This window comes from Clostridium sp. AF21-20LB (assembly GCF_003478795.1).
Taxonomy (GTDB): Bacteria; Bacillota; Clostridia; order Lachnospirales; family Lachnospiraceae; genus Otoolea; species Otoolea fessa.
Genome location: NZ_QUGD01000015.1, coordinates 41,144 through 65,914 on the forward strand (window position 1 = coordinate 41,144; position 24,771 = coordinate 65,914).

General features: G+C 47.2%; 26 protein-coding genes, 1 tRNA gene and 1 pseudogene. 4 read left to right on the forward strand and 24 right to left on the reverse strand.

Going from position 1 to position 24,771, the window contains the following annotated elements:
- Positions 1–128: 128 nt before the first annotated feature.
- The 6 genes from DWX76_RS09085 to pta all read right to left on the reverse strand — a co-directional run bounded on the left by DWX76_RS09085 (position 129) and on the right by pta (position 6,558).
- Positions 129–1,469: a lanthionine synthetase LanC family protein gene (locus DWX76_RS09085; RefSeq protein WP_182429763.1), complete on the reverse strand. Its 1,341-nt coding sequence runs from the start codon at positions 1,467–1,469 to the stop codon at positions 129–131.
- Between the two features lie 168 nt (positions 1,470–1,637).
- Positions 1,638–3,056, reverse strand: a complete 1,419-nt coding sequence (locus DWX76_RS09090) for a Na+/H+ antiporter NhaC family protein (protein WP_182429764.1) — start codon at positions 3,054–3,056, stop codon at positions 1,638–1,640.
- Positions 3,057–3,338: 282 nt separating this feature from the next.
- Positions 3,339–3,521 (reverse strand): 50S ribosomal protein L32, encoded by a 183-nt coding sequence (gene rpmF, locus DWX76_RS09095; protein ID WP_003499726.1) that lies wholly within the window; start codon positions 3,519–3,521, stop codon positions 3,339–3,341.
- 2 nt (positions 3,522–3,523) lie between these two features.
- Positions 3,524–4,042, reverse strand: coding sequence for a YceD family protein (locus tag DWX76_RS09100; RefSeq protein ID WP_022360443.1), 519 nt, complete (start codon positions 4,040–4,042; stop codon positions 3,524–3,526).
- A gap of 98 nt (positions 4,043–4,140) precedes the next feature.
- Entirely contained in the window at positions 4,141–5,331 is a 1,191-nt protein-coding gene (locus DWX76_RS09105; protein ID WP_118570525.1) for an acetate/propionate family kinase, read from the reverse strand.
- Positions 5,332–5,562: 231 nt separating this feature from the next.
- Positions 5,563–6,558 (reverse strand): phosphate acetyltransferase, encoded by a 996-nt coding sequence (gene pta / locus DWX76_RS09110; RefSeq protein WP_117795259.1) that lies wholly within the window; start codon positions 6,556–6,558, stop codon positions 5,563–5,565.
- 297 nt (positions 6,559–6,855) lie between these two features.
- Here pta and DWX76_RS09115 point away from each other — a divergent pair, with 297 nt between their 5' ends.
- Complete coding sequence (locus DWX76_RS09115; RefSeq protein WP_118570526.1) at positions 6,856–8,073, forward strand: nucleotidyltransferase family protein; 1,218 nt, start codon at positions 6,856–6,858, stop codon at positions 8,071–8,073.
- Between the two features lie 203 nt (positions 8,074–8,276).
- Positions 8,277–8,927: pseudogene (gene udk / locus DWX76_RS09120) on the forward strand (uridine kinase).
- Between the two features lie 223 nt (positions 8,928–9,150).
- Here udk and DWX76_RS09125 read toward each other — a convergent pair.
- The 3 genes from DWX76_RS09125 to yedE are packed head-to-tail and all read right to left on the reverse strand — an operon-like array spanning position 9,151 to position 10,734.
- Entirely contained in the window at positions 9,151–9,387 is a 237-nt protein-coding gene (locus DWX76_RS09125) for a DUF3343 domain-containing protein (RefSeq protein ID WP_106999761.1), read from the reverse strand.
- Positions 9,388–9,419: 32 nt separating this feature from the next.
- On the reverse strand, positions 9,420–9,641 hold the full coding sequence (locus DWX76_RS09130) for a sulfurtransferase TusA family protein (RefSeq protein WP_118570527.1): 222 nt from the start codon (positions 9,639–9,641) through the stop codon (positions 9,420–9,422).
- A 19-nt stretch (positions 9,642–9,660) separates the two neighbouring features.
- A complete protein-coding gene (gene yedE / locus DWX76_RS09135; protein WP_118570528.1) occupies positions 9,661–10,734 on the reverse strand; it encodes a YedE family putative selenium transporter in 1,074 nt (357 codons plus the stop codon).
- Between the two features lie 415 nt (positions 10,735–11,149).
- Between yedE and DWX76_RS09140 the strand changes: the two genes are divergently transcribed.
- Entirely contained in the window at positions 11,150–12,043 is an 894-nt protein-coding gene (locus DWX76_RS09140; protein WP_147353847.1) for a selenium metabolism-associated LysR family transcriptional regulator, read from the forward strand.
- Positions 12,044–12,087: 44 nt separating this feature from the next.
- Here DWX76_RS09140 and DWX76_RS09145 read toward each other — a convergent pair whose 3' ends face one another.
- The 7 genes from DWX76_RS09145 to DWX76_RS09175 all read right to left on the reverse strand — a co-directional run bounded on the left by DWX76_RS09145 (position 12,088) and on the right by DWX76_RS09175 (position 19,992).
- Entirely contained in the window at positions 12,088–13,446 is a 1,359-nt protein-coding gene (locus DWX76_RS09145; RefSeq protein ID WP_243022511.1) for a class I SAM-dependent methyltransferase, read from the reverse strand.
- A gap of 58 nt (positions 13,447–13,504) precedes the next feature.
- The gene (locus DWX76_RS09150) at positions 13,505–14,869 is read right to left on the reverse strand and encodes a PFL family protein (protein ID WP_106999746.1); all 1,365 of its coding nucleotides are present in this window, start codon (positions 14,867–14,869) and stop codon (positions 13,505–13,507) included.
- A 30-nt stretch (positions 14,870–14,899) separates the two neighbouring features.
- On the reverse strand, positions 14,900–15,172 hold the full coding sequence (locus DWX76_RS09155) for an ACT domain-containing protein (RefSeq protein ID WP_022360436.1): 273 nt from the start codon (positions 15,170–15,172) through the stop codon (positions 14,900–14,902).
- A gap of 364 nt (positions 15,173–15,536) precedes the next feature.
- Positions 15,537–16,334 carry an MBL fold metallo-hydrolase gene (locus DWX76_RS09160; protein ID WP_118570530.1) on the reverse strand — a complete coding sequence of 266 codons (798 nt, stop codon included), beginning with the start codon at positions 16,332–16,334 and terminating at the stop codon, positions 15,537–15,539.
- Between the two features lie 7 nt (positions 16,335–16,341).
- Entirely contained in the window at positions 16,342–16,923 is a 582-nt protein-coding gene (coaE, locus tag DWX76_RS09165; protein WP_107000385.1) for a dephospho-CoA kinase, read from the reverse strand.
- A gap of 19 nt (positions 16,924–16,942) precedes the next feature.
- The gene (gene polA, locus DWX76_RS09170) at positions 16,943–19,615 is read right to left on the reverse strand and encodes a DNA polymerase I (RefSeq protein WP_118522357.1); all 2,673 of its coding nucleotides are present in this window, start codon (positions 19,613–19,615) and stop codon (positions 16,943–16,945) included.
- Positions 19,616–19,653: 38 nt separating this feature from the next.
- Complete coding sequence (locus DWX76_RS09175) at positions 19,654–19,992, reverse strand: zf-HC2 domain-containing protein (RefSeq protein ID WP_022360432.1); 339 nt, start codon at positions 19,990–19,992, stop codon at positions 19,654–19,656.
- A gap of 207 nt (positions 19,993–20,199) precedes the next feature.
- On the opposite strand from DWX76_RS09175, the gene DWX76_RS09180 reads away from it, so the two are divergent.
- A tRNA-Leu gene (locus DWX76_RS09180) sits at positions 20,200–20,282 on the forward strand.
- Between the two features lie 75 nt (positions 20,283–20,357).
- Here the strand turns inward: DWX76_RS09180 and DWX76_RS09185 are convergent.
- The 8 genes from DWX76_RS09185 to DWX76_RS09215 all read right to left on the reverse strand — a co-directional run bounded on the left by DWX76_RS09185 (position 20,358) and on the right by DWX76_RS09215 (position 24,659).
- On the reverse strand, positions 20,358–20,552 hold the full coding sequence (locus DWX76_RS09185) for a small, acid-soluble spore protein, alpha/beta type (protein WP_106999744.1): 195 nt from the start codon (positions 20,550–20,552) through the stop codon (positions 20,358–20,360).
- A gap of 54 nt (positions 20,553–20,606) precedes the next feature.
- Entirely contained in the window at positions 20,607–20,867 is a 261-nt protein-coding gene (locus tag DWX76_RS09190; RefSeq protein ID WP_118467562.1) for a hypothetical protein, read from the reverse strand.
- 12 nt (positions 20,868–20,879) lie between these two features.
- Entirely contained in the window at positions 20,880–21,701 is an 822-nt protein-coding gene (locus tag DWX76_RS09195; RefSeq protein ID WP_118481746.1) for an HAAS signaling domain-containing protein, read from the reverse strand.
- Between the two features lie 13 nt (positions 21,702–21,714).
- Positions 21,715–22,029 carry a PadR family transcriptional regulator gene (locus tag DWX76_RS09200; protein ID WP_022360428.1) on the reverse strand — a complete coding sequence of 105 codons (315 nt, stop codon included), beginning with the start codon at positions 22,027–22,029 and terminating at the stop codon, positions 21,715–21,717.
- A 157-nt stretch (positions 22,030–22,186) separates the two neighbouring features.
- On the reverse strand, positions 22,187–22,447 hold the full coding sequence (locus tag DWX76_RS09205) for a hypothetical protein (protein WP_147353848.1): 261 nt from the start codon (positions 22,445–22,447) through the stop codon (positions 22,187–22,189).
- 1 nt (position 22,448) lies between these two features.
- On the reverse strand, positions 22,449–22,727 hold the full coding sequence (locus DWX76_RS13825; protein WP_147353849.1) for a hypothetical protein: 279 nt from the start codon (positions 22,725–22,727) through the stop codon (positions 22,449–22,451).
- On the reverse strand, positions 22,699–23,115 hold the full coding sequence (locus DWX76_RS09210; protein WP_243022512.1) for a polysaccharide pyruvyl transferase family protein: 417 nt from the start codon (positions 23,113–23,115) through the stop codon (positions 22,699–22,701). The genes DWX76_RS13825 and DWX76_RS09210 overlap by 29 nt, the downstream gene beginning before the upstream one ends.
- Entirely contained in the window at positions 23,088–24,659 is a 1,572-nt protein-coding gene (locus DWX76_RS09215; RefSeq protein ID WP_118539145.1) for a Coenzyme F420 hydrogenase/dehydrogenase, beta subunit C-terminal domain, read from the reverse strand. Before DWX76_RS09215 ends, DWX76_RS09210 begins: the two co-directional genes overlap by 28 nt.
- Between the last annotated feature and the right edge of the window lie 112 nt (positions 24,660–24,771).

The window sequence follows — 24,771 nt, forward strand, 5'->3', positions numbered from 1 at the left end:
CCGCCATCTATACATTATCTCAGTTACTGTACACGCATACGTGAACAGTAACTATCTCACAGCACATTTTATTTCAAACACATTCAAATATACCGCCCACAAACAGCACCTCTGCCTGAACAGCCATTTTACTTCTCTAACTTTCTCTCCGGGAACGGATCATCCACCGCTCTTACCGTATGGAAATCGCCGCGCTCTGCCCGCGCCATCTGAAGGAGAACCGAACCGATACCTGCCGCACCATCGAGAAAACCAATCGGCGTGCTCAGGCGTTCCGGTGCTACGCGATCAAGCGCAAATTTCCAGCTTGCCTGTCCGCCGTCCGCACCATCTTCGAAGACCGCCGTATCCATCAGCACCTTTGCACAGCGTCTCGCGTACTCCAGATCGTGCTCTTCGCCAAATGCCGCCCAGAGCCCCAGGTACATATTTAAGAGACCTGCGGTTCCGCAGCAGATATTTTCCGTATTCCAGTATCCAGCCGAACGTTTCTCCGGTGCACCGGTCGCCTCAAGTCCTTTGACAAGCTCCTCGATCTCATGGCGGTATTTCGCATCGCCGCTGAATTTGTACAGCTCATAGTAGAAACGGTTGGTTCCTGCCGGTCCGTGGCAGTAGCCCAGATAAAAGAGATCCGGACGATCCGGGAGCGCATGCGGAAGCAATTTTCCAGCACGCATCTTGACTGCCACCGTGTCCATATACTCCGGCACGCCCTTGACCGCATCCAGAAATTCCTTCTTTCCGCTGACTTCGTAAAGCTTCAGCATCAGGAATCCGATTCCGCCGGTTCCCATCGGGAAATTCGGGTCGATATAATCTTTTCCAGCGCCAAAGTAGGTCGGATCGACGCCCGTGTAGCAGATCATTCCATTTCCCATATCGCGTCCTCTTGTCAGAAAATAGCGTCCTGCTTTGACCGCAAACTCCTTCCAGTCCTCGCGTCCCAATTTCTCAGCCGCATTTAAGATAACGAGAATGGTTCCCGCGGTTCCGACGATGCCCGGATATGTGGACCAGTAATAGCCCTCGCCTTCTTTGACCGGGATTGCATCCCGAACCGCCTGGTCGAGAATCTCCTCTACCAGCGCGCGGTAATGTTCGTCCTTCGTTACAAGATACATCTGAAGCAAGGCAAACGAGGCGCCGCCCCATCCGGTTGAAAATGCATACGGGGAGAAATTGCGTTTCAGTTCGCGTCTCTTTCTCCAACGGTATTCCAGATAACAGCCCGCTTCTTTCGCCTCATCCAGATATGCCGCATCCTGCGTATCTTCATACAGAGACAGAAGAAAACAGATAATGCCCGAAGCACCTGCGTACATGCATATTTCGTCATAATAGCTCGGCTTTCCCGCCGCCGCATCTGCAAGCGTCCAGTAGATACCTTCCTCATCCGTTCTCTTTCTTGTGTTGATAAAATTCATGGCTGCCTTCGCAGCATCTAAATATTTTTCTGCTGTTCCCACGTATTTGAACCTCTCTTCTATAGCAAGCATGCTATATACCTGATTTTCCCATATACAATAGGCTTCAATGCAGGTGATATAGCACAGTTGTTCTTTTTCTCACACAGACTCTATTATAAATTCTTTTTTATCGTCTGTCATGTATGTACGCCAAAAATCTATTCTTTTTTATTTCCCAGAATTGCCGTCTTCAATCACGACTCCATCTGCCGCCAGCTCTTCGTCTGTCTCATGCTTCATTCCCCATCCAGAGAGAATGGCAAACCAGAAAACCAGCGTCAGCGCCATGCTGTGGAAGTTGTAGCCGACAAAAGATACCGCGTTATAGCCCTCGGACACAACGCCGCTGGCAACCGCGATCGCCGCCAGGTTCAGGCACCCCGGGTTTGTCGGAACCAGATAGCCGACGCCACATCCAAGACCATCCAGGAAGTTAGCCGCACGGGCACGGTCAATCTTGAATGGGCGGAGCAGCTTGCGGATGATCGGGCCACAAAAAGAAATGGCGGAAGTACCGCTGCTGATGACGATACCCATGACGCTGACCATCGCACCGGCTGCAATTTCTGCCGACTTCTCAGATTTCGCATATTTACGCATCCATACAAGAATCGCATCCAGCACACCTGCCTCGCTGATCAGGCTGACCATAACGAAGATAAACAGGATGAAAATGATGGAACTTAACATGCCGTCAAACGCATTCGCAATCAGACCATCTTTCGCAACCAGCTCTACCGGTGTCAGATAACCAAATGCAAAGAGTAAAACAAAACCAGCCATCTCACTGACTAACAGAGAGGTAAAGAGTCCGCTGCCACGCAGCATCAGCACAACCACCAGAACCGGGATAATCAGAAATACGATGCTGGAAGCGTAGGTTGCGTCAACCGCCGCCATCTCAGCAGAAACACCATTTCCAGCGTCCATAAAGCCAAATACCAGATAGCCAACCACAGAAATAGCACCTGCGATCAGTGCATATTTAAAACGGGAACGGACAACCTTCATGACATCGACTTCCTGGGACAGCGAGGATGCAATCGTCGTGTCCGAGATCGGTGCGAGGTTATCACCGAAACAGCTGCCTGCCAGAATCGCACCGCAGATCAGGTTGACATTACAGCCCATTCCGACGGAAAGCGGAATCAGAAGAGGTCCGGCTGTATTTAACGCACCCGCCGCACTGCCGGTTGCACTGGAAAGCACCACACAGATAAAGAAACAGATGATCGGCATCAGTGCCGGTGACATGTTGATCTTTGTCATTACATATAAAAGCGCTTCGATCAGATGCGACGCTGTCAGAATCTTCGACATCACGCCCGCAAATAAGAAACAGGCGATCATAAATGCAAAAATATTGTCGCGCACGCCGTCGATCAGCGCTTTCTGAAATGCTTTCTTATCCTTATATACAAGAAATCCAGCCAAAACAGCAAAATAACCAGCCGACCAGAAATTTTTGGTAGAACGCATTCCAAAGGCAACCATGAAGATCATCGTTCCCATCATGATAATCAGCGGGAGAACTGCTCCTGCCATTCCTCCATACGTTTCCGCATACTTTTTCGTTTCGTTTGTCATAACTCCTCCGTCTGTTTTCATTTCATTTTCTTTGTGGGAGTAATGTATTAAATCCATCTTTCCGACCGTTTTAATAGGTTTATATAATAAAAAAAATAAAACCATTTCGCTAAAAATAACTTGCAACGCATTTAAATAAGAAAATGAAAGATATTTTACAACTACAAAAGCAATCAAAGTGCTCTTGCGCCCTTATTCCTAATACATATTATGTAAATAGGATATTGGCTTGTACATAAGGGTTAGGTCTTTACGACCTAACCCTGATATTAAAGTATTGAATTAGTCTTCTACTTTAACGATTTCTTTCTTGTTGTAGCTTCCGCAAGCTTTGCACACTCTGTGAGGCATCATCAGAGCACCGCACTTGCTGCACTTTACTAAGTTCGGAGCACTCATTTTCCAGTTAGCTCTGCGGCTGTCTCTTCTTGCTTTGGAAGATTTGTTCTTAGGACAGATAGACATGGTTACACCTCCTTAAATTCATTGAATATCTCCTGGATAACCGACATCCTTGGATCGAGCGACCTAGTGTCACAGGTACAAGTCCGAAGATTAAGATTTGTACCACATCTATTGCAAATCCCCTTGCAGTCTTCTCTGCACAGGACTTTCATAGGCAAGCTCAGTAGCAGTTCGTTGCAAACCAACTGGTCTACATCCAGATTGTACCCCTTCATAAAGGGTTCATCATCTAAACTCTCCTCCTGACCGTCCTGCACCTCAAACTCTCGTCCAAAATCCAGTTCGCAGTCGAAAGATACTGGCTCCAGACAACGCGCACAGTGACCTCCCACCGTCAGCGTCGCATGACCACTCATCGTATACTTATGCCGTGTCTTAGCCGTCAGTTCCAGTTCAAAAGGCTCAGCCTTCTCAATCTGAAACGTCTCTCCGTCAAAATCAACAGAGTCCAGCGCAGTCTCGACTGTATAGACTTTCTTTCTACCCTCGCAGTTAAAAAGTTCCGATAAATGAATCAGCATACTAATCTCCTAATACGCACTTTGATATTATACAAAGGTCGAGCGCGTTTGTCAATGATTAATTTTACATATTTTTGCAAATTTTAATTCATATTTAATTATTTTACCAGTGCAAGAGTCTCGCGGGCGATAGCCAGCTCTTCGTTGGTCGGAACCAGGAGAACCTGAACCTTGGAGTCGTCAGCAGAGATGATTCTCTCCTCACCTCTTACGTTGTTCTTCTCCTCATCCAGTTTAACGCCTAAGTAGGTCAGGCTGCTGCAAACATCTTTTCTCATCTTGATGTTGTTCTCGCCGATACCAGCGGTAAATGCGATTGCATCTACACCGTTCATAGCTGCTGCGTATGCACCGATATATTTGATTACGCGGTAATCGAATACGTCCAGGGCCAGCTGTGCTCTCTTGTTGCCAGTCTCAGCTGCTGCTTCCAGATCACGACCATCGCTGGATACGCCAGAGATACCGAGCATACCGGATTTCTTATTCAGGACTTCGTTCATCTCATCCAGGGACAGACCTTCTTTTTTACCTACGAAATCGATGATAGCCGGATCGAGGTCACCAGAACGTGTACCCATAACCAGACCTTCCAGTGGAGTCAGACCCATGCTGGTGTCTACAGATTTGCCGCAGTTTACAGCGGAGATGCTGGCGCCGTTACCCAGGTGGCAAACGATGATCTTCATCTGATCATACGGTTTTCCAATAATCTCAGCGGTTCTCTTAGATACGTAGCTGTGGGAAGTACCATGAAAGCCGTAACGTCTAACTTTGTATTTCTCATAGTATTCATACGGAATACCGTAGGTGTAAGCAACATCCGGCATGGTCTGATGAAAAGCGGTATCAAATACAGCTACCATCGGTACGCCTGGCATAAGTTCCTGGCAGGCACGGATACCGATCAGGTTTGCCGGGTTGTGAAGCGGTGCCAGATCGTTGCACTCTTCGATCGCTTTCATGGACTCGTCGTTGATTAAGCAGGAAGAAGTAAATTTCTCGCCGCCGTGTACGACACGATGTCCAACTGCACCTACCTCAGACAGGCTCTTGATAACGCCGCTCTTCTCGTTAGTCAGGGCTGCCAGAACTGCGTTGATAGCCTCTGTATGGGTCGGCATAGCGATCTCAGATTTCTCTTTTTCGCCGCCCTCCGGCTGGTAAGTCAGCATACCGTCGATGCCGATTCTCTCGCAAAGACCCTTAGCCAGAACGCCCTCTGTCTCAGAGTTGATTAACTGATACTTTAAGGAAGAACTTCCGCAGTTAATAACTAAAATATTCATGGTAATAGATTCCTTTCTTTATAACATCATAATTCAGCCGCAGGTATTCTCTATATGCGGTTCACACAGAAGCATCTGCAAAAACGTCTGCACTGCCCTGTTGTGAACTGCAGGATTATGTATGAATACCGGGCTGAACTGTAATTATCACTTTTAATTCTTAATTAAACGGATTTAAGATTCTCTGACGCGGTGCCAGTTCTCCATCCATTTGATTCCAATTGGTATTAATTATGCCTGCTGAGCCTGTACAGCTGTGATAGCTACTACGCCTACGATATCGTCTGCGAAGCATCCTCTGGACAGATCGTTTACCGGCATGGACAGACCCTGAAGAACCGGACCATAAGCGCCAGCTTTTGCAAGTCTCTGAACCAGTTTGTAACCAATGTTGCCTGCTTCCAGGGACGGGAATACTAAGGTGTTAGCATGTCCAGCTACGGTGCTGCCCGGTGCCTTAGCCTCGCCTACAGACGGAACCAGTGCTGCATCAAGCTGAAGCTCGCCATCCAGTTTCAGTTCCGGGAACTTCTCATGAGCAATCTTAACTGCATCTGCTACCTTGGTAACATCATCATGTTTAGCGGAACCCATAGAAGAATAGGACAGCATAGCTACCTTCGGCTCTGCGCCAACCAGCATCTTGAAGCTCTCTGCGGACAGACCAGCGATCTCAGCCAGCTTGTTGGAATCGAAGTCAGTGTTTACTGCACAGTCAGCGAATACGAACAGACCGTTCTCACCGAACTCGCAATCCGGAACTTCCATCAGGAAGAAGCCAGATACAGAGCTGATACCCGGTTTGGTCTTCAGAAGCTGCAGAGCCGGACGAATGGTGTTGCCGGTAGAATGGCATGCACCAGATACAGCACCGTCAGCATCGCCGCACTTGCACATCAGGCAAGCATAGTACATATAGTCTTTCTCCATCTGCTCTTTTGCGACTTCCGGAGTAACACCTTTTTTGCCTCTTAATTCAACGAACTTGTCGATGTATTTCTGCTTATTCGGATCATTGTACGGGTCAACGATGGTGGCACCGGAAATGTCGAAGCCTTTGCCGTTTTTCTCAATCTCTTCCGGAGTACCGATGATGATCAGATTTGCGATACCCTCTTTCAGAATTTTCTCAGCTGCCTCGTATGTTCTCTTGTCCATTGACTCTGGAAGAACGATGGTTTTCTTGTCTGCTTTTGCTCTTTCCTTAATTTTGTCAATAAATGCCATGGTTATAAAACCCCTTTCATAAGTGTGTGTCTATTACTGCTAACATTATATACCAGTTGTTTATTGTATACAAGAGCGATTTTCAAATTTTTGATTAATTAAATTTTTAACAAGATGCACTATAATTTTCCCTTTACGCTCCCACACTTCCACTATATAATGTAAATGAAGCAGAAAATGGCTGCTATTTTTTACAGATTTTTCTGCCGCAACAGCAACAGTCTTTTATTCTTGCTTTTATTATAAAAGGCTGCTACAAAATTCCTCGCAAAAATGCAAAAAACAGGATTGAAATTTATGAAAATCGTTGGTTTAATTACCGAATATAACCCGTTCCATGCCGGACATCTGTATCATATGCAGCAGGCAAGGGAACTGACCGGCGCGGACTACTGTGTCGTCCTGATGAGCGGCAGCTTCGTCCAGCGCGGCGAACCCGCCATCTTTGATAAATATCTCCGCACGAAAACCGCCCTTCTCGCCGGTGCTGACCTGGTACTTGAGATACCGGCCGCCTTTTCCACCGCCTCGGCGCATGAATTTGCCGCCTACGGGGTTGCGCTTCTGTCGGCAATCGGTGTGGATGCCGTTGTGTTCGGCAGTGAATGCGGGCAGATTGAAATCCTTAAGCAGGCTGCTTATGCGCTGAATCATGAATCGGCGGAATTTCAGGAACGGCTGCGGAAAGGGTTGAAGGCGGGACTGACTTATCCGCAGGCACGGGCGAAGGCGCTGGAAATGGAGGATACATGGGCTTCGGTTCTGAGTTCTCCGAACAATATTCTCGGGATTGAATATCTGCGGGCGGCGGAAGATCTGCATAGTCCGATGGAATTTTATACGATTTCGCGGAAGGGAAGCGGATATCATGAAGATACACTGGCAGATGCTAACTTTCCATCGGCTTCGGCAATTCGCGGGATAATTCGAAAATCACTTTCAAAAGACAAAGATTTGCTCGATATTCTGGCATCTCACTTGCCAGCCGTAACACATCCCGCATATACAGGTGCGGTTCCAGTTTTTGTGGATGATTTTTCAGAGCTTTTGAATGCTGCTGTTTTACAGCTGCAGGCGACATTTTCTATCGCAGATCTCTCCCCGGAGCTTGCCGCCCGCCTTGCAAAACCACCTTACTTTCCTCTCTCTTTTGAAGAACGGATTCAGGCATTAAAGACGCGCCAGCTTACCTACACGCGTGTCAGCCGGGCGCTTCTGCATCTGGTACTCGGTATGCGCGAGGAAGATATTTCCCGGTGGAAGGAAGAGGGCTATGCACTCTATGCACGGATTCTCGGTTTTCGCAGGCAGAGCAGCCCTCTGCTCTCCTGTCTGCATAAAAAAAGCAGCATCCCCCTCATCACTAAAATGGCAGATGCCGCCCAGAACCTCTCCCCGTCGGCGCTCGCGCTGCTGGAGCAGGAGGTGTACGCCTCGCATTTATACCAGACGGTGCGGATGAAGCGCAGCGGCGTATTTCAAAATGAATATACAGAAGGACTGGTTTTTGTATAAAAATGAACCAATTTTCAAGTCGAACGTCCGTGAGACTTGGCGCGTGATTCTGGTCAGCGAAGCTGACATATTCCATACAGAATCACTGCGCATCCCCGCGGAGCGTTTATCTCAGTCGGAGACCCACCTCCCACTGAGACAAATTTGCTATTACTCGCCACCTAAAGAGGTGGGACTCTTCTCGACTGAGATAAAACTTACAAATGGAGGAAAACATAGTGAATAGAAAATCACCTATTATCATCGGAATTGCCGGAGGAACCGGTTCAGGAAAATCCACTTTTACAAACTGTCTGAAAGACGCATTTGGTGACCAGGTAACCGTGCTTTACCACGACAACTACTACCGCGCCCACGATGACATGCCATTTGAACAGCGCAAAAAGCTGAACTACGACCACCCGGATGCATTTGAGACAGAGCTGCTTCTTGAGCACCTTAATAAACTGAAAAACTGGGAGGCGATCGACTGTCCAACCTACAACTACGCCAACCACAACCGCGCCTAAGCAACCATTCACATCGAGCCGCGCCCGGTTATCCTGTTGGAGGGCATTCTCGTTCTCTATGACGAAGCACTCCGCAATCTGCTCGACATCCGCATTTTCGTCGATGCCGACGCCGACGAGCGCATCCTCCGCCGAATCTTACGTGACACGAAAGAGCGCGGACGCGATATCGAAAACATCATCGACCAGTATCTGACTACCGTCAAACCGATGCATGCTCTCTTTGTTGAACCGACCCGCGCCTATGCAGATGTCGTTACAAACAGTGGACGGAATGAGGTTGCATTCTCGCTGGTGCGGGGGGAGATTGCACGGCTGCTGGAGGAGGCGAAGGCGGAAGAATAATATTTCAAAATATTGGGATCATCGAGGTCACAAATGAGGTCATCGAGGTCATGATTTGATTTCTGACCTCAATGACCTCATTCTGACCTCGATTTACACGCCCAAAAGCAGCGGTATCACACAGTCAGCGCTCCATTCTTTTTTGAATGTCTCGCCACTGCCGATACCGCCGCTTTTTCCTATATACTTTTTCTATGATGCCTGCTCTAACATAACATTTTATTTAATTCATAACCACACAGCTCTGCTCGATCTCAATTTGGCTTTCCGCAATCACTCCCTGAAACCGTTCATATTCCGCCGGTTCCATCCGCCAGGCAATTCCACAGCCTGCTGAGAGTTCGCGTGGGACAGGCACCAGGCGCCCTCTGATTCCCTGTTCCCGGCAGAATGCCTCCATCTCCATCGCCGCAGCCGTCGTGTGAAAGGTAAAAATCCGATATTCCCGTTTCTGCCTCATCATTTCCACCTATTTAATATTCCAGAGCAGCATCACGCTTCAAAGGTAATGGCGAAACAGCCGTTTTCCAGCACCTCGGTGTGCCCCTCTTTTCCATGATACTCCAACGTGCGCTCAATATTCGTCCGGGTGTGTGCCTCATCGCCAAGCACACGGATCTGTTTTCCCGGATGTTCGTCCATCGCATCCATCACCATCAAAACCGGTTCCGGACAGGAGAGTCCCCGCACATCTACCTCAACAAAATCTGACATTTTCCGTTTCCTCTTTTCTTTATTTCTTTCTACGTTTCATATTTGCCGCTGCAATCACGAATAACAGGGCAATACATACAATTACGGCAATTTTGCCCGGCATCGCCGGACCACCCAAAACGGCTGCCTCTGTCTCGGTTGCCGCTTTTGCTGCCGCACCAACCAGGTTAAAATTGTGTGCAAGTGCCGCCCCAAACAGCATTCCCAGAAAGGTTACCGCACTGTCCGAGGAGCCCTGCCCTGCCAGAATGATCTGACGCAGCGGGCATCCGCCAGCCAGAACGGCTGCAAATCCAACGGCATACATACCCAGAATATTCCAGAGATGCTGGGAGTGCGCGATCGGCTGACCGGAAAAGCTCAAATGGAAATTGCCAGTTGCAAGGTTAAAAATCAGCATGACTGCAAACAGTGCGCCGATAATGCTGAGCAGATCAAAGTTTTTCATCAGAATCACATCACGGATGCTACCTGCAAAACACATACGGCTCTTCTGTGCCAATGCACCAATCAGGAGAGCCGCAACTAGGGAAATCAGAACCGGTGCGTGCTTGCTTCCCGGTCCTTCCGTGCTGGCTGCGTATACGCCTGTTACTGCTCCAATGATAAAAAGCGCCAGAAGGAGCACCGGAAGCACATATCCGCTTGATTTCTGCGTCTCATACGCTCTGCCCAGCGAAAATCCCTTTTTCAGGAAGAACGAACCAGTTGCAATACCGCCTGCAAATCCAACCAGCGCTACATACGCATTCAGGTCACCGGCTGCCATACGCAGAACCATACGCAGCGGACACCCTAAGAATACCAGCGCGCCGATTACCATGATCGCACCCAGAACAAAGCGGATCATCGGTGAAGAGCCTGCCGTCGCCTTATACTCATTCGTCGCCAGTGAGATCGCAAATGCTCCCACTGCAAATCCTACAATCTCCGGACAGAAATACTGAACCGGTGCTGCTGAGTGAAGTTTCAGCGCGCCCGCCGTATCACGTACGAAGCACGCAATACAGATCGCCATATTGGCCGGATTTCCAAAATACGCCAGCAATGCTGCCAGCACACCCACAAGCGCGCCTGCCACTGCCAGCTCCATGTCTTGTCAAATACTTTCATACCTGCCTCCTTTTTTATTTCATGTACTCTTAAAGTTTTTCTCACACTCGTCATTGTGGGTGATTTCACGCACCACACTCACATTTCATCAATACATATCAGAAATTTGAGTGCATCTGGCAAAAAAATCATCTCACAAAATCAAACAAGAAAAATTTCAAGCGCGTACATTTCATGGATCTATCCATACTTTCCGCAGACAAGTATAACATCCTGTATTTTTATGGTAAAATCGTTTATATTGATATTTGCTATAAACTTATTGATATTTTCAATAAATAAAGCTACACTCTTCTTTAGAGATTGTTTTCACCTGTCTACTATTCATTTTAATTTTGGATTTTATCACAGAATCATTAAAAATTGATTTTATCTATAGAAAGGATTTTAAATATATGGACATCCGCCAATTAGAAGCTTTCGTGTACACCGTCAAATATCAGAGTTTTTCGCTTGCCGCCCAGAAGCTGTACATCTCACAGCCAACTGTCAGCGCCCACATCCGCAGTCTGGAGGAGGAATTTCACACCCAGCTTTTAAAGCGCACCACCAAATCGCTCTCCCTGACTCCTGCCGGGACAAAATTATATTCCTATGCCACGGAGATTCTGACCCTGCAGCAGAAAGCAATCGTGGAACTCGCCAACGAGACGAAACCGCAGCTTCGGATCGGCGCATCCTCCGTTCCGTCCCTTTATTTTCTGCCGGAACTTTTAAGCGCTTATCACGCAGTTCATCCTGATATCCGTGTCTATGCCTCCTGCTCAGACAGTCTGGACGTTGTACATAAGGTGGATGACGGCATCTGCGACATCGGTCTGGTCGGAACTACTACCTCGGACACCTCCTGCGAATTTCTCCCCTTTGCCTCCGATGAGCTTGTGATCGCCGCCCCCGCCACGCCACATTATCAGGCTTACCAGACTATGCCATCACCGCTGGATGCCCTCTTAAAAGAACCGTTTCTGCTCCGGGAAGATAATTCCGGCACAAAGCAGGAAACCCTTCATTTCCTAAAAAATAAAGGGCTTTCACTCGATAATTTAAATGTTATTGCCGTGATGGACGATGCCGCCGCCCTCAAGCAGTGTATCATGCTGGGAATGGGCATCTCCATTCTCTCAAAAGCAACTGTACAGGCAGATGCACGGCAGGGGAAACTGCTTCTCTTTCCGCTTGGGGAAGCTGCCTTTCTCCGGAAACTCTATCTGGTGTATTCACCGGTTAAGTATATGGCGGAGGAAGGTGGGGTGTTTTTGGAATTTGCGAAGAGGTTTTATCAGCTATAACTGTCCAGCATTATCAACCCCCATAAAAGTGCTTTCTAAATTTCCTACGCCTCTTCCCCCACCAACAATCCATACAATGTCGGCTTCACATGCAATTCCTTCATCATTGTCTCTAATGCCGCCCCGTCTGCTTTCTTGCCCTGGCGGATCGCACGGATCATGATGTTTTTCGGTGTATGTTCCATGTCGATGAATTCGAGAATCTGCGTCCGGTAGCCGGACATTTCGAGGAGCTGCCCACGGATTCCGTCGGTCAGAAGCGCCGACATACGTTCTTTCAGAAGGCCGTACTGTAAAACCGGCGACAGAAGGTCGTTCTGAATCTGCTTGTTAATCTCATGCTGACAGCATGGAACGGAAAGAATGACTTTTGCGCCCCATTTGACCGCTTTTGCCAGCGCATAATCGGTCGCTGTATCACAGGCGTGCAGCGTCACGACCATATCGACCTGATCGACGCCCTCATATCCGGCGATGTCGCCGTGCAGGAAGGTCAGGTTCTCAAATCCAAACTTCTTGCTCAGGCGGTTGCAGAGCGCAATGACATCTTTTTTCAAATCCAGACCGATGACACGGATCGAATATTTTTTCAGCACATGCAGATAGTAATACATCGCAAACGTCAGATATGATTTCCCGCATCCGAAATCAATGATCGTATTCGTCCGGTTCGGATCGAGATTCGGAAGTACATCCTCAATAAATTCCAGGAAACGGTTGATCTGGCGAAATTTGTCGTAGCGGGATTTCACAACTTTGCCTTCTGCCGTCATGACACCGAGATCTACCAGAAATGGGACTGGGACGCCTTCCTGAAGGACGTATTTTTTAGTACGGTTATGGGATAACGAAGCCAGACGTTCTGAAAACGCTGCGGCATCCATGCCAGCCGACAGTCCTGTTCCTGCATTTTTCTGCTGTTTCGCATTGCTCTGCAGTTTACCATTTCCCTGTATTTTAGCACTTCTCTGCATCTTTCCGTTTTCGTGACTTGACTGACTCTGACCCGATTTTTCGAGCGAATTTTCTTTCACATCTGCATGACTCTTCGCCGGCATCTGCTTTCCAGCTTTCTGCACATCACCTGCTGCCACCGATACCGTCCGATTCTCTGCCCTTTTAACCCCTACCTTCTTCTCTTTGATCGTCACTGTCCCCTTCTTACTGATCAGAATATTGACAATCCCGTGAAGCGACGCGATCTCCGCATTGCGGTAACGGTTTTCCAGTTCTCCGAGCAGGTACTCGACGGTCTTTTCTGCGTTCTGATTTTTCTGAAATGCCTGTTTTTCCGTAAATTCTTCCGTCTGAAAAGCAAGCGCCCCCCGCAGAAGCAGAGGACGCACGGTTAATTTCAGATAGGGTTCTCGGGTTGCTGAAAATGATTCGCTCCAGATCGGCATCGAGATACCGCAGAAGCACCTCTCTCAGTTCCTGTGATTTTTCCATATGAAACTCCTATTAGTTCTTAAAGCTGTGTACTGGTGCCGGGATACGTCCGGTACGTTTGACAAAGTTGTCGCAGGAGAAACGGTTGACCGGAATGATCGGCGCATAGCCAAGCAGACCGCCGAACTCTGCCGTATCGCCCACTGTTTTTCCGATGACCGGAATCAGGCGGACTGCCGTTGTCTTCTGGTTGATCATGCCGATTGCCGCCTCGTCCGCGATGATACCGGCGATCGTGGTCGCTTTCGTATCGCCTGGGATCGCAATCATATCAAGACCTACAGAGCAGACACAGGTCATTGCTTCCAGCTTCTCAATCGTAAGCGCACCCTCAGAAACTGCATCGATCATGCCCTGATCCTCGCTGACCGGAATAAACGCACCGCTGAGTCCGCCAACATAGGAGGACGCCATGATGCCACCCTTCTTAACCTGATCATTTAACATTGCCAGCGCTGCTGTTGTACCCGGTGCACCGCTGCGCTCTAAGCCGATCTCTTCCAGAATCTCCGCCACACTGTCTCCGACTGCCGGAGTCGGTGCCAGCGACAGATCAATGATGCCAAACGGAACGCCCAGACGTTTGGACGCCTCCTGTGCTACCAGCTGTCCAACACGGGTGATCTTGAACGCCGTCTTCTTGATCGTCTCACACAGCACCTCAAAGTTCTCGCCACGTACCTTTTCCAGAGCCGTCTTTACAACTCCCGGACCGCTGACGCCGACGTTGATGATCGCATCCGCCTCAGTCACGCCATGGAATGCACCTGCCATGAACGGGTTATCATCCGGCGCGTTGCAGAATACAACCAGCTTCGCACAGCCGAGGGAATCATTGTCCTTCGTTGCCTCTGCGGTTGCCACAACCATCTCGCCCATCAGACGGACTGCATCCATGTTAAGACCTGTCTTGGTAGAACCGACATTGATGGAGCTGCACACACGGTCGGTGCAGGCAAGTGCCTGCGGGATCGAGCGGATCAGAAGCTCTTCCGCCGGTGTCATTCCCTTGGAAACCAATGCAGAATAGCCGCCGATAAAGTTGACGCCCACTTCTTTCGCTGCCTTATCAAGTGTTTTCGCAATCTCTACAAAATCCTCGCTCTTCTTGCAGGCACTTCCACCTACCAGCGCGATCGGAGTAACCGAGATACGTTTATTGACGATCGGAACCCCAAATTCACGTCCGATGGCATCGCCGGTCGATACAAGATCTTTCGCATAAGTTGTAATCTTATTGTAGATCTTCTCATTCATCTTCGCCAGATCACTGTCCACACAGTCTAAGAGGCTGATACCCATCGTGATCGTCCGCACATCCAGTTTTTCATGCGCGATCATGTTATTAGTTTCCAGAACTTCCTGCATGTTAATCATTGGTTTTACGTCCTTTCTGAAAATATTTGCTTAGATTCTGTGCATACTGGTAAAAATCTCTTCTCTCTGACAGAGAATCTTTACGCCGATCTCCTGTCCCAGCTTGTCCAGCTCATGCGCCATATCATCAAAGGATGTCTTGGAACCGGAAATATCCACAATCATCATCATGTTGAAATATTCCTGCAGGATCGTCTGCGTGATGTCAAGAATGTTCATGTTGTGGTCAGCCAGATAATTACACGTTTTTGCAACGATACCGACGCGGTCCTGTCCAACGATAGTAATAATAATCTTACTCATAGCTTTCATCCTCCTGTGTGCTCTCCGTCCTATGGCGGAAATGTTTTTATGACTTACTAATTTCTATAAAAATTCAACTGCCATCCGGCTGCTGACTTTTACACCTAAAATGATATTTCGTTGCTGTACACGGGTAGGCACTTTTGGAACCGAAAGTGCCGTAAGAAAACGTGGTGCCAGCAGGAATTTGCCGTATTTAAATGCGAAGCCACGGCAAATTCCGTTACTGGACACGTATGCGTGTACAGTAACGATATTTCTGTCAACCCCACACGTTTGTCCATGCCTCCAAGCCATAACCCCAAATATATCTTCTGGCTTGTTTTCAGACTTTGTATAACCAATTTTAATACTTTTACGTCTTCTACACCGTCACAATCTGCGACACTGCATCGCGTTTTGCCACTGTGATCGGGAAATCATTCGCCTTATACGGCGTATCTCCCTCTGTGATCTCCAGACGCACCGTCTCATATGCCAGCTCTTCGTAATTATTTTCCTTACTCAGATGCCCCAGGAAAATATGCTTCAAATTGTCATGCAGAATGGAACTTAAAAGCCGTCCCGCATTTTCATTGGAAAGGTGTCCGTAATCGCCTAAGATACGACGCTTCAGGTAATACGGATACGGTCCTACCTCCAGCATTTTGACATCGTGGTTGGCTTCCAGCAAAATCGCATCCAGCCCCTGCAGATGGTCAATGATATACTGGGAATAATGCCCCATATCCGTCGCCACCGCCACCGATCTTTTTTCATTCTGAACCCGGTAGGCAACAGGATTCGCTGCATCATGGTCGATCCGGAACGGTTTGACTTCCAGATCTCCTACCATAAAATCAACATCCGGCGTAATCGGGTGCATCAGATCTTCCGGAATCTCGCCAAGACTCTTGGAATCCTGAATTTCCTCTAATGTCTCTTTTGTGCTGTAAATAGGTGTGCCATATTTGCGCGCCAGCACGCCGAGCCCTTTGATATGGTCGGAATGTTCATGCGTGATGAGAATTCCATCCAGTTCCCGCGCATTCAGCCCCAGGTCATTTAACCCCATCTCAATACGCTTGTTGCTGATCCCCGCATCCACCAGAACGTGGGTGTTGTCGCTTCCTATATAAATACAATTCCCGCTGCTGCCGCTGGCAATACTAACCATCCGCATATGTATCCTAATCCTCTTTTCCTAAAAATGACGCTATCTGCTTCCGAATATCCTCAATCCCGCCGTTGTTGTCCAGCACACGCGTCGCAAAACTCCGGTAATCGTCCTCGGATGCCTGATTTGCCATGATGCCCCGGCATTTTTCCTCGCTGTAGCCGCGGCTTGCCATCAGACGCTTGATGCGGTTCTCCACCGATGTGTATACATACCAGATTTCATCAAACATCGCATTATGGTCGTCATCATAGAGAGCTGCCTCCACAACGATGATCTCCTTGTCGGAATGGTTGATCGCATAGCGGATCTCCTCCCACGCCATCGGGTGGATGATGGCGTTCATCGTCTCCACCGCCTCTTTATTCTGGAAAATAAGCGCCGCCAGCTTTTTGCGGTCAATGCTGCCGTCCTTATTTAAAAAGGAATCACCCAGCGCCTCTACCACATGCTGATAGCCTTTCTTACCCGGCTCCATGAGCTGGTGAGCCACTTCATCTGCCTTAATAATTTCCGCGTCAAATTCCTCCTGCAGCACACGCAGGACCTCACTCTTACCGGAACCAACGCCTCCGGTAATACTGATTATCTTCATGTTTATCTGTACCTTTCCATTATTTCGTTTCAAACCACGAATTTCCCATCTTCATATCGATTTCCAGCTCCACCTGCAGCTGCGCCGCACGTTTCATCTCCGTCGCCAGAATCGACTGCACCTGTTCCAGCTCTTCTTTCCAGGTTTCAATCAGGAGTTCATCGTGCACTTGGAGGACAATGCGGGAACGCAGTCCTTCGCGGCGCAGGCGTTGATCGACGCGGATCATCGCAATCTTGATAATGTCGGCTGCAGTTCCCTGAATCGGGGAATTCATCGCCACACGCTCACCGAACGAACGCTGCATAAAATTGCCGGATTTCAGCTCCGGAATCGGTCTCACACGCCCATACATAGTCTTGACCTCGCCGTATTTCCTGCCCGTTTTTACCAGACCATCGAGGAAACGTTTGACATCCGGGTAGGTTTCAAAGTAGCGCTCAATGTACTCGGTCGCTTCCTTGCGGGAAATGCCGAGATCTTCGCCCAGCCCAAACGCGCTGATACCATATACGATACCGAAATTGACTGCTTTTGCATTGCGGCGAAGCTGCGGTGTTACTTCCTCAAGCGGCACATGGAATACCTGCGACGCCGTGATCGCGTGGATGTCCTCCGCCTGCCGGTATGCCTGGATGAGGTTCTTGTCATTCGACATATGCGCCAGCACACGCAGCTCAATCTGGGAATAATCAGCGTCAACCAGCACACAGCCCTCGCGCGGTACAAACAGCTTCCGGATCTCGCGTCCCAGCTCCATACGCACCGGAATGTTCTGCAGATTCGGCTCTGTACTGCTGATACGTCCTGTCGCTGTGATCGTCTGGTTAAAGGTTCCGTGGATTCGTCCATCCTCCCGGATAAATGCACCCAGCCCGTCCGCATAGGTCGATTTGAGTTTCGCCACCTGGCGATAGTCTAATACTTTCCGCACAACCGGATACTCCGGCGCCAGTTTTTCCAGCACATCCGCCGCCGTCGAATAGCCGGTCTTCGTCTTTTTGCCGCCCGGCAGGGACATTTTTTCAAATAAAACCTCACCCAGCTGCTTCGGGGAATTAATATTAAATTCACAGCCCGTCTCGGCGTAAATCTCCTGCTCCAGTTTCTCTACCTGCGTCTGGAGGCGTTCGCCGTAGGCTTTCAATTCCTCCCGGCGCACCTGAATACCTTCCTCTTCCATATGGTAGAGGCTGTAAATAACCGGCATCTCTATCTCATAAAAGAGATGCAGCATTCCATGTCTTCGAAGCTGCCCCAGCAGGATTTCCCGCGATTTCCACGCCGTATATGCCATGTAGCAGACACAATTCAACGCTTTCTCCGGCATTGTCTCAAATGCATCCGACAGCGCCGTTTTTCCAAGCAAATCGACCTGTGACGGCACGGTCATATCCAGGTAATCGCGCGCCAGGTCATCATATCCATAGGTATCCTTGAGCGGATTTAACAGATACGCCGCCACGCCTGCGTCCATAACCGCACGGTTTCCTTCTGCATTCCGGATGCCGTCCACGATCCGGCGGCTGTGATTTTTAAGAAATGGAAGCTGGATCTTGAGATCCAGAACCGTCACAGACGGAACCACCTCCATCAGGCGTTCCAGCTCCTCCGCCAGATACTGTCCGGTCAGGAACCCAACCGCCGGGATCGCATAGATCGATGTCCCGTCCAGGCAGAGTGCCAATGCCACAACCTTTCCTTTTTCAATCACCAGCTGCGCGCCGATCTCCTCCGCGCACTGTGCACGGTCAAAAATCACCTGTGCCTCGCCAAAATCATTTACCAGACGGAAAGATTTTTCCATTTCTGATGACGCAAAGGCGTCCTCACCAAATTTCTGCAGAATGGACTTAAATTCCAGCTGCTTCATATACTGATATGCCTCCGGCGTATAAAGCGAATCCAGCTTCGCCTCCTCCAGCGAAAAACCAATCTCGCAATTGATGCGGATCGTTGCCAGATCCTTGCTCATCTGCGCCATGTCATAATGCTCCCGAAGCGCTTTCTGTGCGCGCGGCGGCTTTACCTCATCAATGTGTGCATACGCATTCTCAATGCTTCCGTAGGTGGTAATCAGGCTGGTTGCCGTCTTTTCACCGATCGATGGCACGCCCGGAATATTATCCGAAGTATCGCCCATCAGCGCCTTTACATCAATAAATTCGATCGGCGTCACCTGATACTCCGCCTTCACATCCTCCGGGTAATAGTCGCGTATCTCCGTCGTACCTTTCGAAGTACGCGGCATCCGAATCTTAATGTGCGTATCTGCAAGCTGCAGCAGGTCACGATCTCCTGATACGATAGAAACCTCCACGCCCTCCGCCGCACAGCGTTTCGCGATCGTTCCCAGAATATCGTCTGCCTCATACCCCGCCTTGGTAAGAATCGGCACGCCCATCGCTGTCAGCACTTCCTTCATCACCGGAACCTGCTCATGCAGCTCCTGCGGCATCGGTTTTCTCGTTCCCTTGTATGCCGCATACATTTTGTGACGGAATGTCGGCTCTTTCAAGTCAAATGCCACTGCCAGATAGTCTGCCCCCTCATCTTCGATCACCCGGAACATGATATTTAAAAATCCGTACACTGCATTGGTGTGGAGTCCCTTCGAATTTGTCAACTCCGGCACCCCGTAAAATGCCCGGTTGAGTATACTATGACCATCTATCAGCACTAATTTGCCCATCTGTTTCCGTCTCCTGTTCTATCACTTGTTGCTTTTTTCTATGGTGCCAGCCAAATCCTGACCTGCAGCATCACCGTCACCAATACCGCCATCACGCCCAGCGTATTGACCGCATACTCCATTTTCCGGAAGCGCCACATCCGGCGCACGCGGGCATATGACTCAGCAATCCGCTTCTGCAGTGCGCCCATGATATCAAAAGTACCCGATCCGGTGTCCAGCTGTTTCAGTCCGACATCCACCATAAAATAAATTTCCAATTCTTCCTGACAGTTGCGGCAATGTTCCAGATGCTCCAGAAACGCTTCCAGCTCATCCCCGCTCAGTTTATCCTGGATATACGGCGTCACAAGACGCTCCGCTTCCCGACAGGTCACAGACGCCACCTCCTTTTCCAGTCTGTCATTCCATATGAATTATCATTCACGCATGACGCGTTCATAAACCCATTTGAACCTAATCATACCTTATTTTAATGAAACACGCAAGCCCCTGCGAATGCTTCGCTTCTTAATTTCAAAACAAACAAAAAAACAGTTGCAATCTGTCTCCAATTTTGGTAAGATAAAAAGCGTCGATAGACAGCCGGCTTGTCGGAATGGCAGACGAGGTGGACTCAAAATCCATTGGTGGCAACACCGTGCGGGTTCAAGTCCCGCAGCCGGCAGATTTGAAAGCCCTTGAAAATATTGGATTTTTCCTTTATTTTCAAGGGCTTTTGGTGTTTTCAAGCAAATATCTATCAGCCTTTCTTATCCTGTTTCATCTCCCGCCTTTTCTTCGTCATCAGACCGCCAATCCGCCCGCTCTCCTTGGCAGTCAGGCTTCTCCAGCCATACTGCCGTACCTTGTCCGCCAGTCCAATTTCTTCCGCCACCTCATATTTCAGCCGCTCTGCCGGGGTCATTTTCTCAAAATCCACCTTATTTTCATCCATAAAAAATACTCCTTTCCACCTTGTGTACTCAGAGTATGTCCATTTTCTGGAAAACTATTCGCATTGTTTTTCTCTGTCCAGCTGCTCTTCCATCTCATCCGGCTCGTCGATCTCTTCCGGCAGCTGCTCCGTATCATCCCATATTTCCTCCGAATCACCCCAATTATATTTATCCTGAAAATTTTTTTCCTGATCGATCAGAAAATCCAGTCCGGCAGCTGCGCCTCCAATGGCAGCCCCGATCGATGTCACACCGATTCCACCCACAAAGAGGACAGCGCCAATGATTGCCATTTTTTTCATCCATTTTTTCATTTTCCTATCCTCCTACGCCCTGGCTGACAGATAACCTGCCGCCTGACGGCAAAGCTGAATGATTCCCTTGACTGCCCACGGCAGAAATACACCGTAAAACAGGATACAGCCGCATATCAGAAGCAGACAGCTGCCCTCTGCCGCGATACCCAATCCGATGAACATCAGTCCCATCGCAAAATGTTCAAACAGACTCGCCGTACCCAGAACAAACAGCATAATTCCGCCAACAAACACCAGCACCGTCATCAGTCCCAGCACCACCAGTATCGCTGCCAGTGCGACTGCCAGCCCAAAAACACTTCCCACAGTTCCCGTCACCAGCGAAAAGATAAATGGAAGAACTGCAAGCACTACCAGAACTGCCACAACCATTCCAATCTTGGAACCGGTTATTTTTTCTTTTAAGCAATGCAGCATCTCGCTCAGACGGCTTCTTTGATTCTCATTGGATGCCGCATTTTCTCCCGTTTCCTCATCCCGAAATTCCCGGAATGGGTCGTCCTCGGTTCCAGCCTGAAATCCTGCTTCTTTTTCTCGTTCTCCCTGTTCTGCCCCACCGCTTCTGGATAAAGTCGTCCGCTTTTCTTCAAACCGGCTGTCATTGTACCCCCGGTCTGTAAATTCGCCGCCACTCCATTCACTCTGCAGCTCCATCCGGATTACCTCGGCAATATGCTCCGGACTCTGAAATTCTGCAAGTACCTCTTCTTCCTTCTCCGGTCCTGCCTCCTCCAGATAATCGCGGTAATAGTCAATCGCATCCCGTTTTTCTTCTTCCGGAATATCCTGCAAGAGCGCTTCCAGCCTCTCTAAAAATACTTCTTTTTTCATGATCTGCCTCTCCTTATCCCTCTTTCAGTATCTCTGAAATTTTTCCTGCATACACGTTCCACTCACCCCGGTAAAGATTCAGCTGAATCCGTCCCGCCTCCGTTATTTTGTAATACCGTCGGTTTCTGCCGTCGATCGCCCGGTCATATGTTTCCAGGCAGTCATCCTTCTGAAGCCGCCGCAACACCGGATAAAGCGTGGACTCCGATATTTCGATTGCCTGACGGACATCCTGCGTGATCTTATACCCATATGTTCCTTCTGCAGATTTTGATACAACTGAAAGGACGATCGCATCCAGAAGCGCAGCTCCTGTATTAAAAACCATCTTATCCCTCCTAAGATTCACTAATTCAAAATATAATATTTTTTCTTGTTTAATATTATATGTTATATAATATTGTATCTAAAGTTATATAATATTGTATCTAAATTATATATCAGTGTACCTTCTTTGTCAATATTTTTCCAAATATCCTTATGACTCACTCCAATCCATCTTTCTGCTCCCACTGTTTTTTGTTTGTTTCCATCAAATTTTCTTCTAAGCGTTTTATATATGAATCCAATCCATCCAATCGCAATCTATGATCTTCTAATTGCTCCCATTGTTTTTGATCCGTCACCATTAAATCATTGTCCACATGTCCTATCAGCCAATCGATCCTTCCGTTTAAACTGTCATACTCAAACTTCCTACGTTTTTTTTGCATTTTCTCTAATCGATCGCTATAAGTACATGCCATATCATAATCTGAAACTTCGCGTTTTGGAATCGGATTCTCTATTGCATTTTTTTAACCAGCTTATGCACCGTTCTTTCTCTTTTTCAAGTAAAACATTTACATTTTCATAAGAAATCTCTTTATTTTTTAGCAAAAGTACTTCTAGTTTCTCTTCTGAATCTATAATCCGCTCTTCTAAATGCAATAATTTTAATAACGAATAGAAACGACTGGCTCCTCTGTCTTTATTTATATATACCGCAAATGGTTTATTAAAAAATAATTGCAAAGCAAACTCCATGGAATGAATCCGTCATTACAAATTCACAATTTTTTATATGCGCCAGCAACTCTTCATTTCCTAAATTGCTTAATGTTGGTATATTCCACATCCATTTTAATGTATCTTCCTCGTTCCATACATCTGAAGCTGCATAACTTTTTAAATTTAATATTTTTTCAGCCAAATGCATCAACTTTTCTTTCTCATCATTCGGATCAAGAATATATCCAAAAATAGACGGATTCTTATTTAATCTTTCTTTTCCTTTTTCAAGCAAATCCTCCCAGCTCTTTTTATCACATAAAAAGACCGGATCCAAAACCCACTCAGCTGATACACCAAATTCCTCTTTTGCTAATTTTATCCCTGTTTTTTCTCTCACAGAAAAACAATCAAACTTTTGCAAAAATAAGAAAGTCTTTCTTTCTGTTCCTGACTTCCAGAAAAATGGTCTTTTGCAAATGAGGCTGCATAAGCAATTTTTCTTTTATTATTATTTACCCATTCTAAGTCTGCATACCCATCCAGAAGCTGAAACATTTCTCCAGTAAATAATTGATCCGAACCCACAATGAAAGTGTCACAATAATTATTAAATTCTCTTTGTCCAGGATATCCATTCTTCGCAGGTAAAATAGCATATTCCGGATATGGTATTTCTTTATATCTACAATATTTGTACGTCGGATCCCATTCACTTCCTTTCGGTTGCGATAACATAACTGGAAAATATCCCATATTAACCAATGTCCTGTAAAGTGCATAATAAGTCAATGCACCTCCACAGTTTATATTCATCCAAGGACCCACGATTCCTATTTGGTATTTATGTGCAAGCGCACATTTGACAGCATTAATAAAATCGCCTTTCTTATATAGATGCTCAAAATATCTTCTACTAATATTTCCTTTTATTTCATCATGAATTCGGTTATCAACAAGCCATTCAACCGGTGTTTCACGATACAAAGAAATATTTTTTAATATTTTTTCAAACAATTGATAACCTTTTAAACTATTAATGATAACTGCACTGGTTCCACCATCATCATCGAGCATCGCATCTCGTTCTCGTATTCCCCAATAATCTCCTAACGTAATATCAGACACATGTGGTAATTCTGCAAACTGACACTCATAGCAACAATTTCTTAATATCAATTCACTGTGAAATCCTTGCTCATACTCATTCAGTTCATATTTTTCCATTATTCTTGTATTATCTTTATAATTCAAGAACATATTCCTAGAACTATTTCTCCACCCTTTTTCTTTCGTTCTAAATTCTACTGATTCAACTTCTTTTTTTTGAGAAGCATCAATATAATCCCGAAGCATTTGATATGATGGAACTCCATGGCACAACGTGTCTATTATAAAAACTCCTTCACCCTCATCTTTATCTAACACATTTTTCAAAGCCGCAGCCTGGCAGGGTGTGCCACTAAATAACACCAACCTATTCTCTGCTCTTAGTTTTTTAACTTGTCTATAAACTTTTCCTATATCGCTTTGAACATACTTAGATTTTCTCAATCGTCCTAATTCTTCTATACTTTCTATTTCTATATGGGATACTTTACAATCATCTCCCATCGCTGCTCCAACAACAGCACCACCACATCTTAAAATTTCCTCCGCAAAAAGAGTAAATGCACCTCCTGAAGAACTCTTTTTTCTTACTTCATCATTTGCTTGTACAGCATAGCATTTAAGAATCTTATCTTCTTTCTCCGGTAAGTTCAGTACCGGACAAGCTTTTCTGCACATATCACATTGGATGCATAATGTATTATTAATGAATGGACTTACAAAACCGAGTTCACCAGGTATCATCTCAATTGCCCCAACAGGACATACGTTATCACATGCCGCACATCCTGTACAAAACTTATCAGAATCTTCTATTTCTTTTAATAAAAAATTTTCCTCGTTTTTATATTCAACCATAGTTCACTCTCTTTCTAATACTATCCGCTTTTACAACCATCCTAAAAGCAAAAAAATACAGCCATGCTAAATTGTACTTAAAAATTAGGCAATTCTCCCATTTTTATTCTCT

Excerpts from the sequence above, each read along its gene's own strand:
- DWX76_RS09090 (WP_182429764.1), bottom strand. The coding sequence starts at position 3,056 with ATGACAAACGAAACGAAAAAGTATGCGGAAACGTATGGAGGAATGGCA.
- rpmF (WP_003499726.1), bottom strand. The coding sequence starts at position 3,521 with ATGTCTATCTGTCCTAAGAACAAATCTTCCAAAGCAAGAAGAGACAGC.
- DWX76_RS09100 (WP_022360443.1), bottom strand. The coding sequence starts at position 4,042 with ATGCTGATTCATTTATCGGAACTTTTTAACTGCGAGGGTAGAAAGAAA.
- DWX76_RS09105 (WP_118570525.1), bottom strand. The coding sequence starts at position 5,331 with ATGAATATTTTAGTTATTAACTGCGGAAGTTCTTCCTTAAAGTATCAG.
- pta (WP_117795259.1), bottom strand. The coding sequence starts at position 6,558 with ATGGCATTTATTGACAAAATTAAGGAAAGAGCAAAAGCAGACAAGAAA.
- DWX76_RS09115 (WP_118570526.1), top strand. The coding sequence starts at position 6,856 with ATGAAAATCGTTGGTTTAATTACCGAATATAACCCGTTCCATGCCGGA.
- DWX76_RS09125 (WP_106999761.1), bottom strand. The coding sequence starts at position 9,387 with ATGAGGCAGAAACGGGAATATCGGATTTTTACCTTTCACACGACGGCT.
- DWX76_RS09130 (WP_118570527.1), bottom strand. The coding sequence starts at position 9,641 with ATGTCAGATTTTGTTGAGGTAGATGTGCGGGGACTCTCCTGTCCGGAA.
- yedE (WP_118570528.1), bottom strand. The coding sequence starts at position 10,734 with ATGGAGCTGGCAGTGGCAGGCGCGCTTGTGGGTGTGCTGGCAGCATTG.
- DWX76_RS09140 (WP_147353847.1), top strand. The coding sequence starts at position 11,150 with ATGGACATCCGCCAATTAGAAGCTTTCGTGTACACCGTCAAATATCAG.
- DWX76_RS09145 (WP_243022511.1), bottom strand. The coding sequence starts at position 13,446 with ATGCCGATCTGGAGCGAATCATTTTCAGCAACCCGAGAACCCTATCTG.
- DWX76_RS09150 (WP_106999746.1), bottom strand. The coding sequence starts at position 14,869 with ATGATTAACATGCAGGAAGTTCTGGAAACTAATAACATGATCGCGCAT.
- DWX76_RS09155 (WP_022360436.1), bottom strand. The coding sequence starts at position 15,172 with ATGAGTAAGATTATTATTACTATCGTTGGACAGGACCGCGTCGGTATC.
- DWX76_RS09160 (WP_118570530.1), bottom strand. The coding sequence starts at position 16,334 with ATGCGGATGGTTAGTATTGCCAGCGGCAGCAGCGGGAATTGTATTTAT.
- coaE (WP_107000385.1), bottom strand. The coding sequence starts at position 16,923 with ATGAAGATAATCAGTATTACCGGAGGCGTTGGTTCCGGTAAGAGTGAG.
- polA (WP_118522357.1), bottom strand. The coding sequence starts at position 19,615 with ATGGGCAAATTAGTGCTGATAGATGGTCATAGTATACTCAACCGGGCA.
- DWX76_RS09185 (WP_106999744.1), bottom strand. The coding sequence starts at position 20,552 with ATGGATGAAAATAAGGTGGATTTTGAGAAAATGACCCCGGCAGAGCGG.
- DWX76_RS09190 (WP_118467562.1), bottom strand. The coding sequence starts at position 20,867 with ATGAAAAAATGGATGAAAAAAATGGCAATCATTGGCGCTGTCCTCTTT.
- DWX76_RS09195 (WP_118481746.1), bottom strand. The coding sequence starts at position 21,701 with ATGAAAAAAGAAGTATTTTTAGAGAGGCTGGAAGCGCTCTTGCAGGAT.
- DWX76_RS09200 (WP_022360428.1), bottom strand. The coding sequence starts at position 22,029 with ATGGTTTTTAATACAGGAGCTGCGCTTCTGGATGCGATCGTCCTTTCA.
- DWX76_RS09205 (WP_147353848.1), bottom strand. The coding sequence starts at position 22,447 with ATGGCATGTACTTATAGCGATCGATTAGAGAAAATGCAAAAAAAACGT.
- DWX76_RS13825 (WP_147353849.1), bottom strand. The coding sequence starts at position 22,727 with ATGGAGTTTGCTTTGCAATTATTTTTTAATAAACCATTTGCGGTATAT.
- DWX76_RS09215 (WP_118539145.1), bottom strand. The coding sequence starts at position 24,659 with ATGGTTGAATATAAAAACGAGGAAAATTTTTTATTAAAAGAAATAGAA.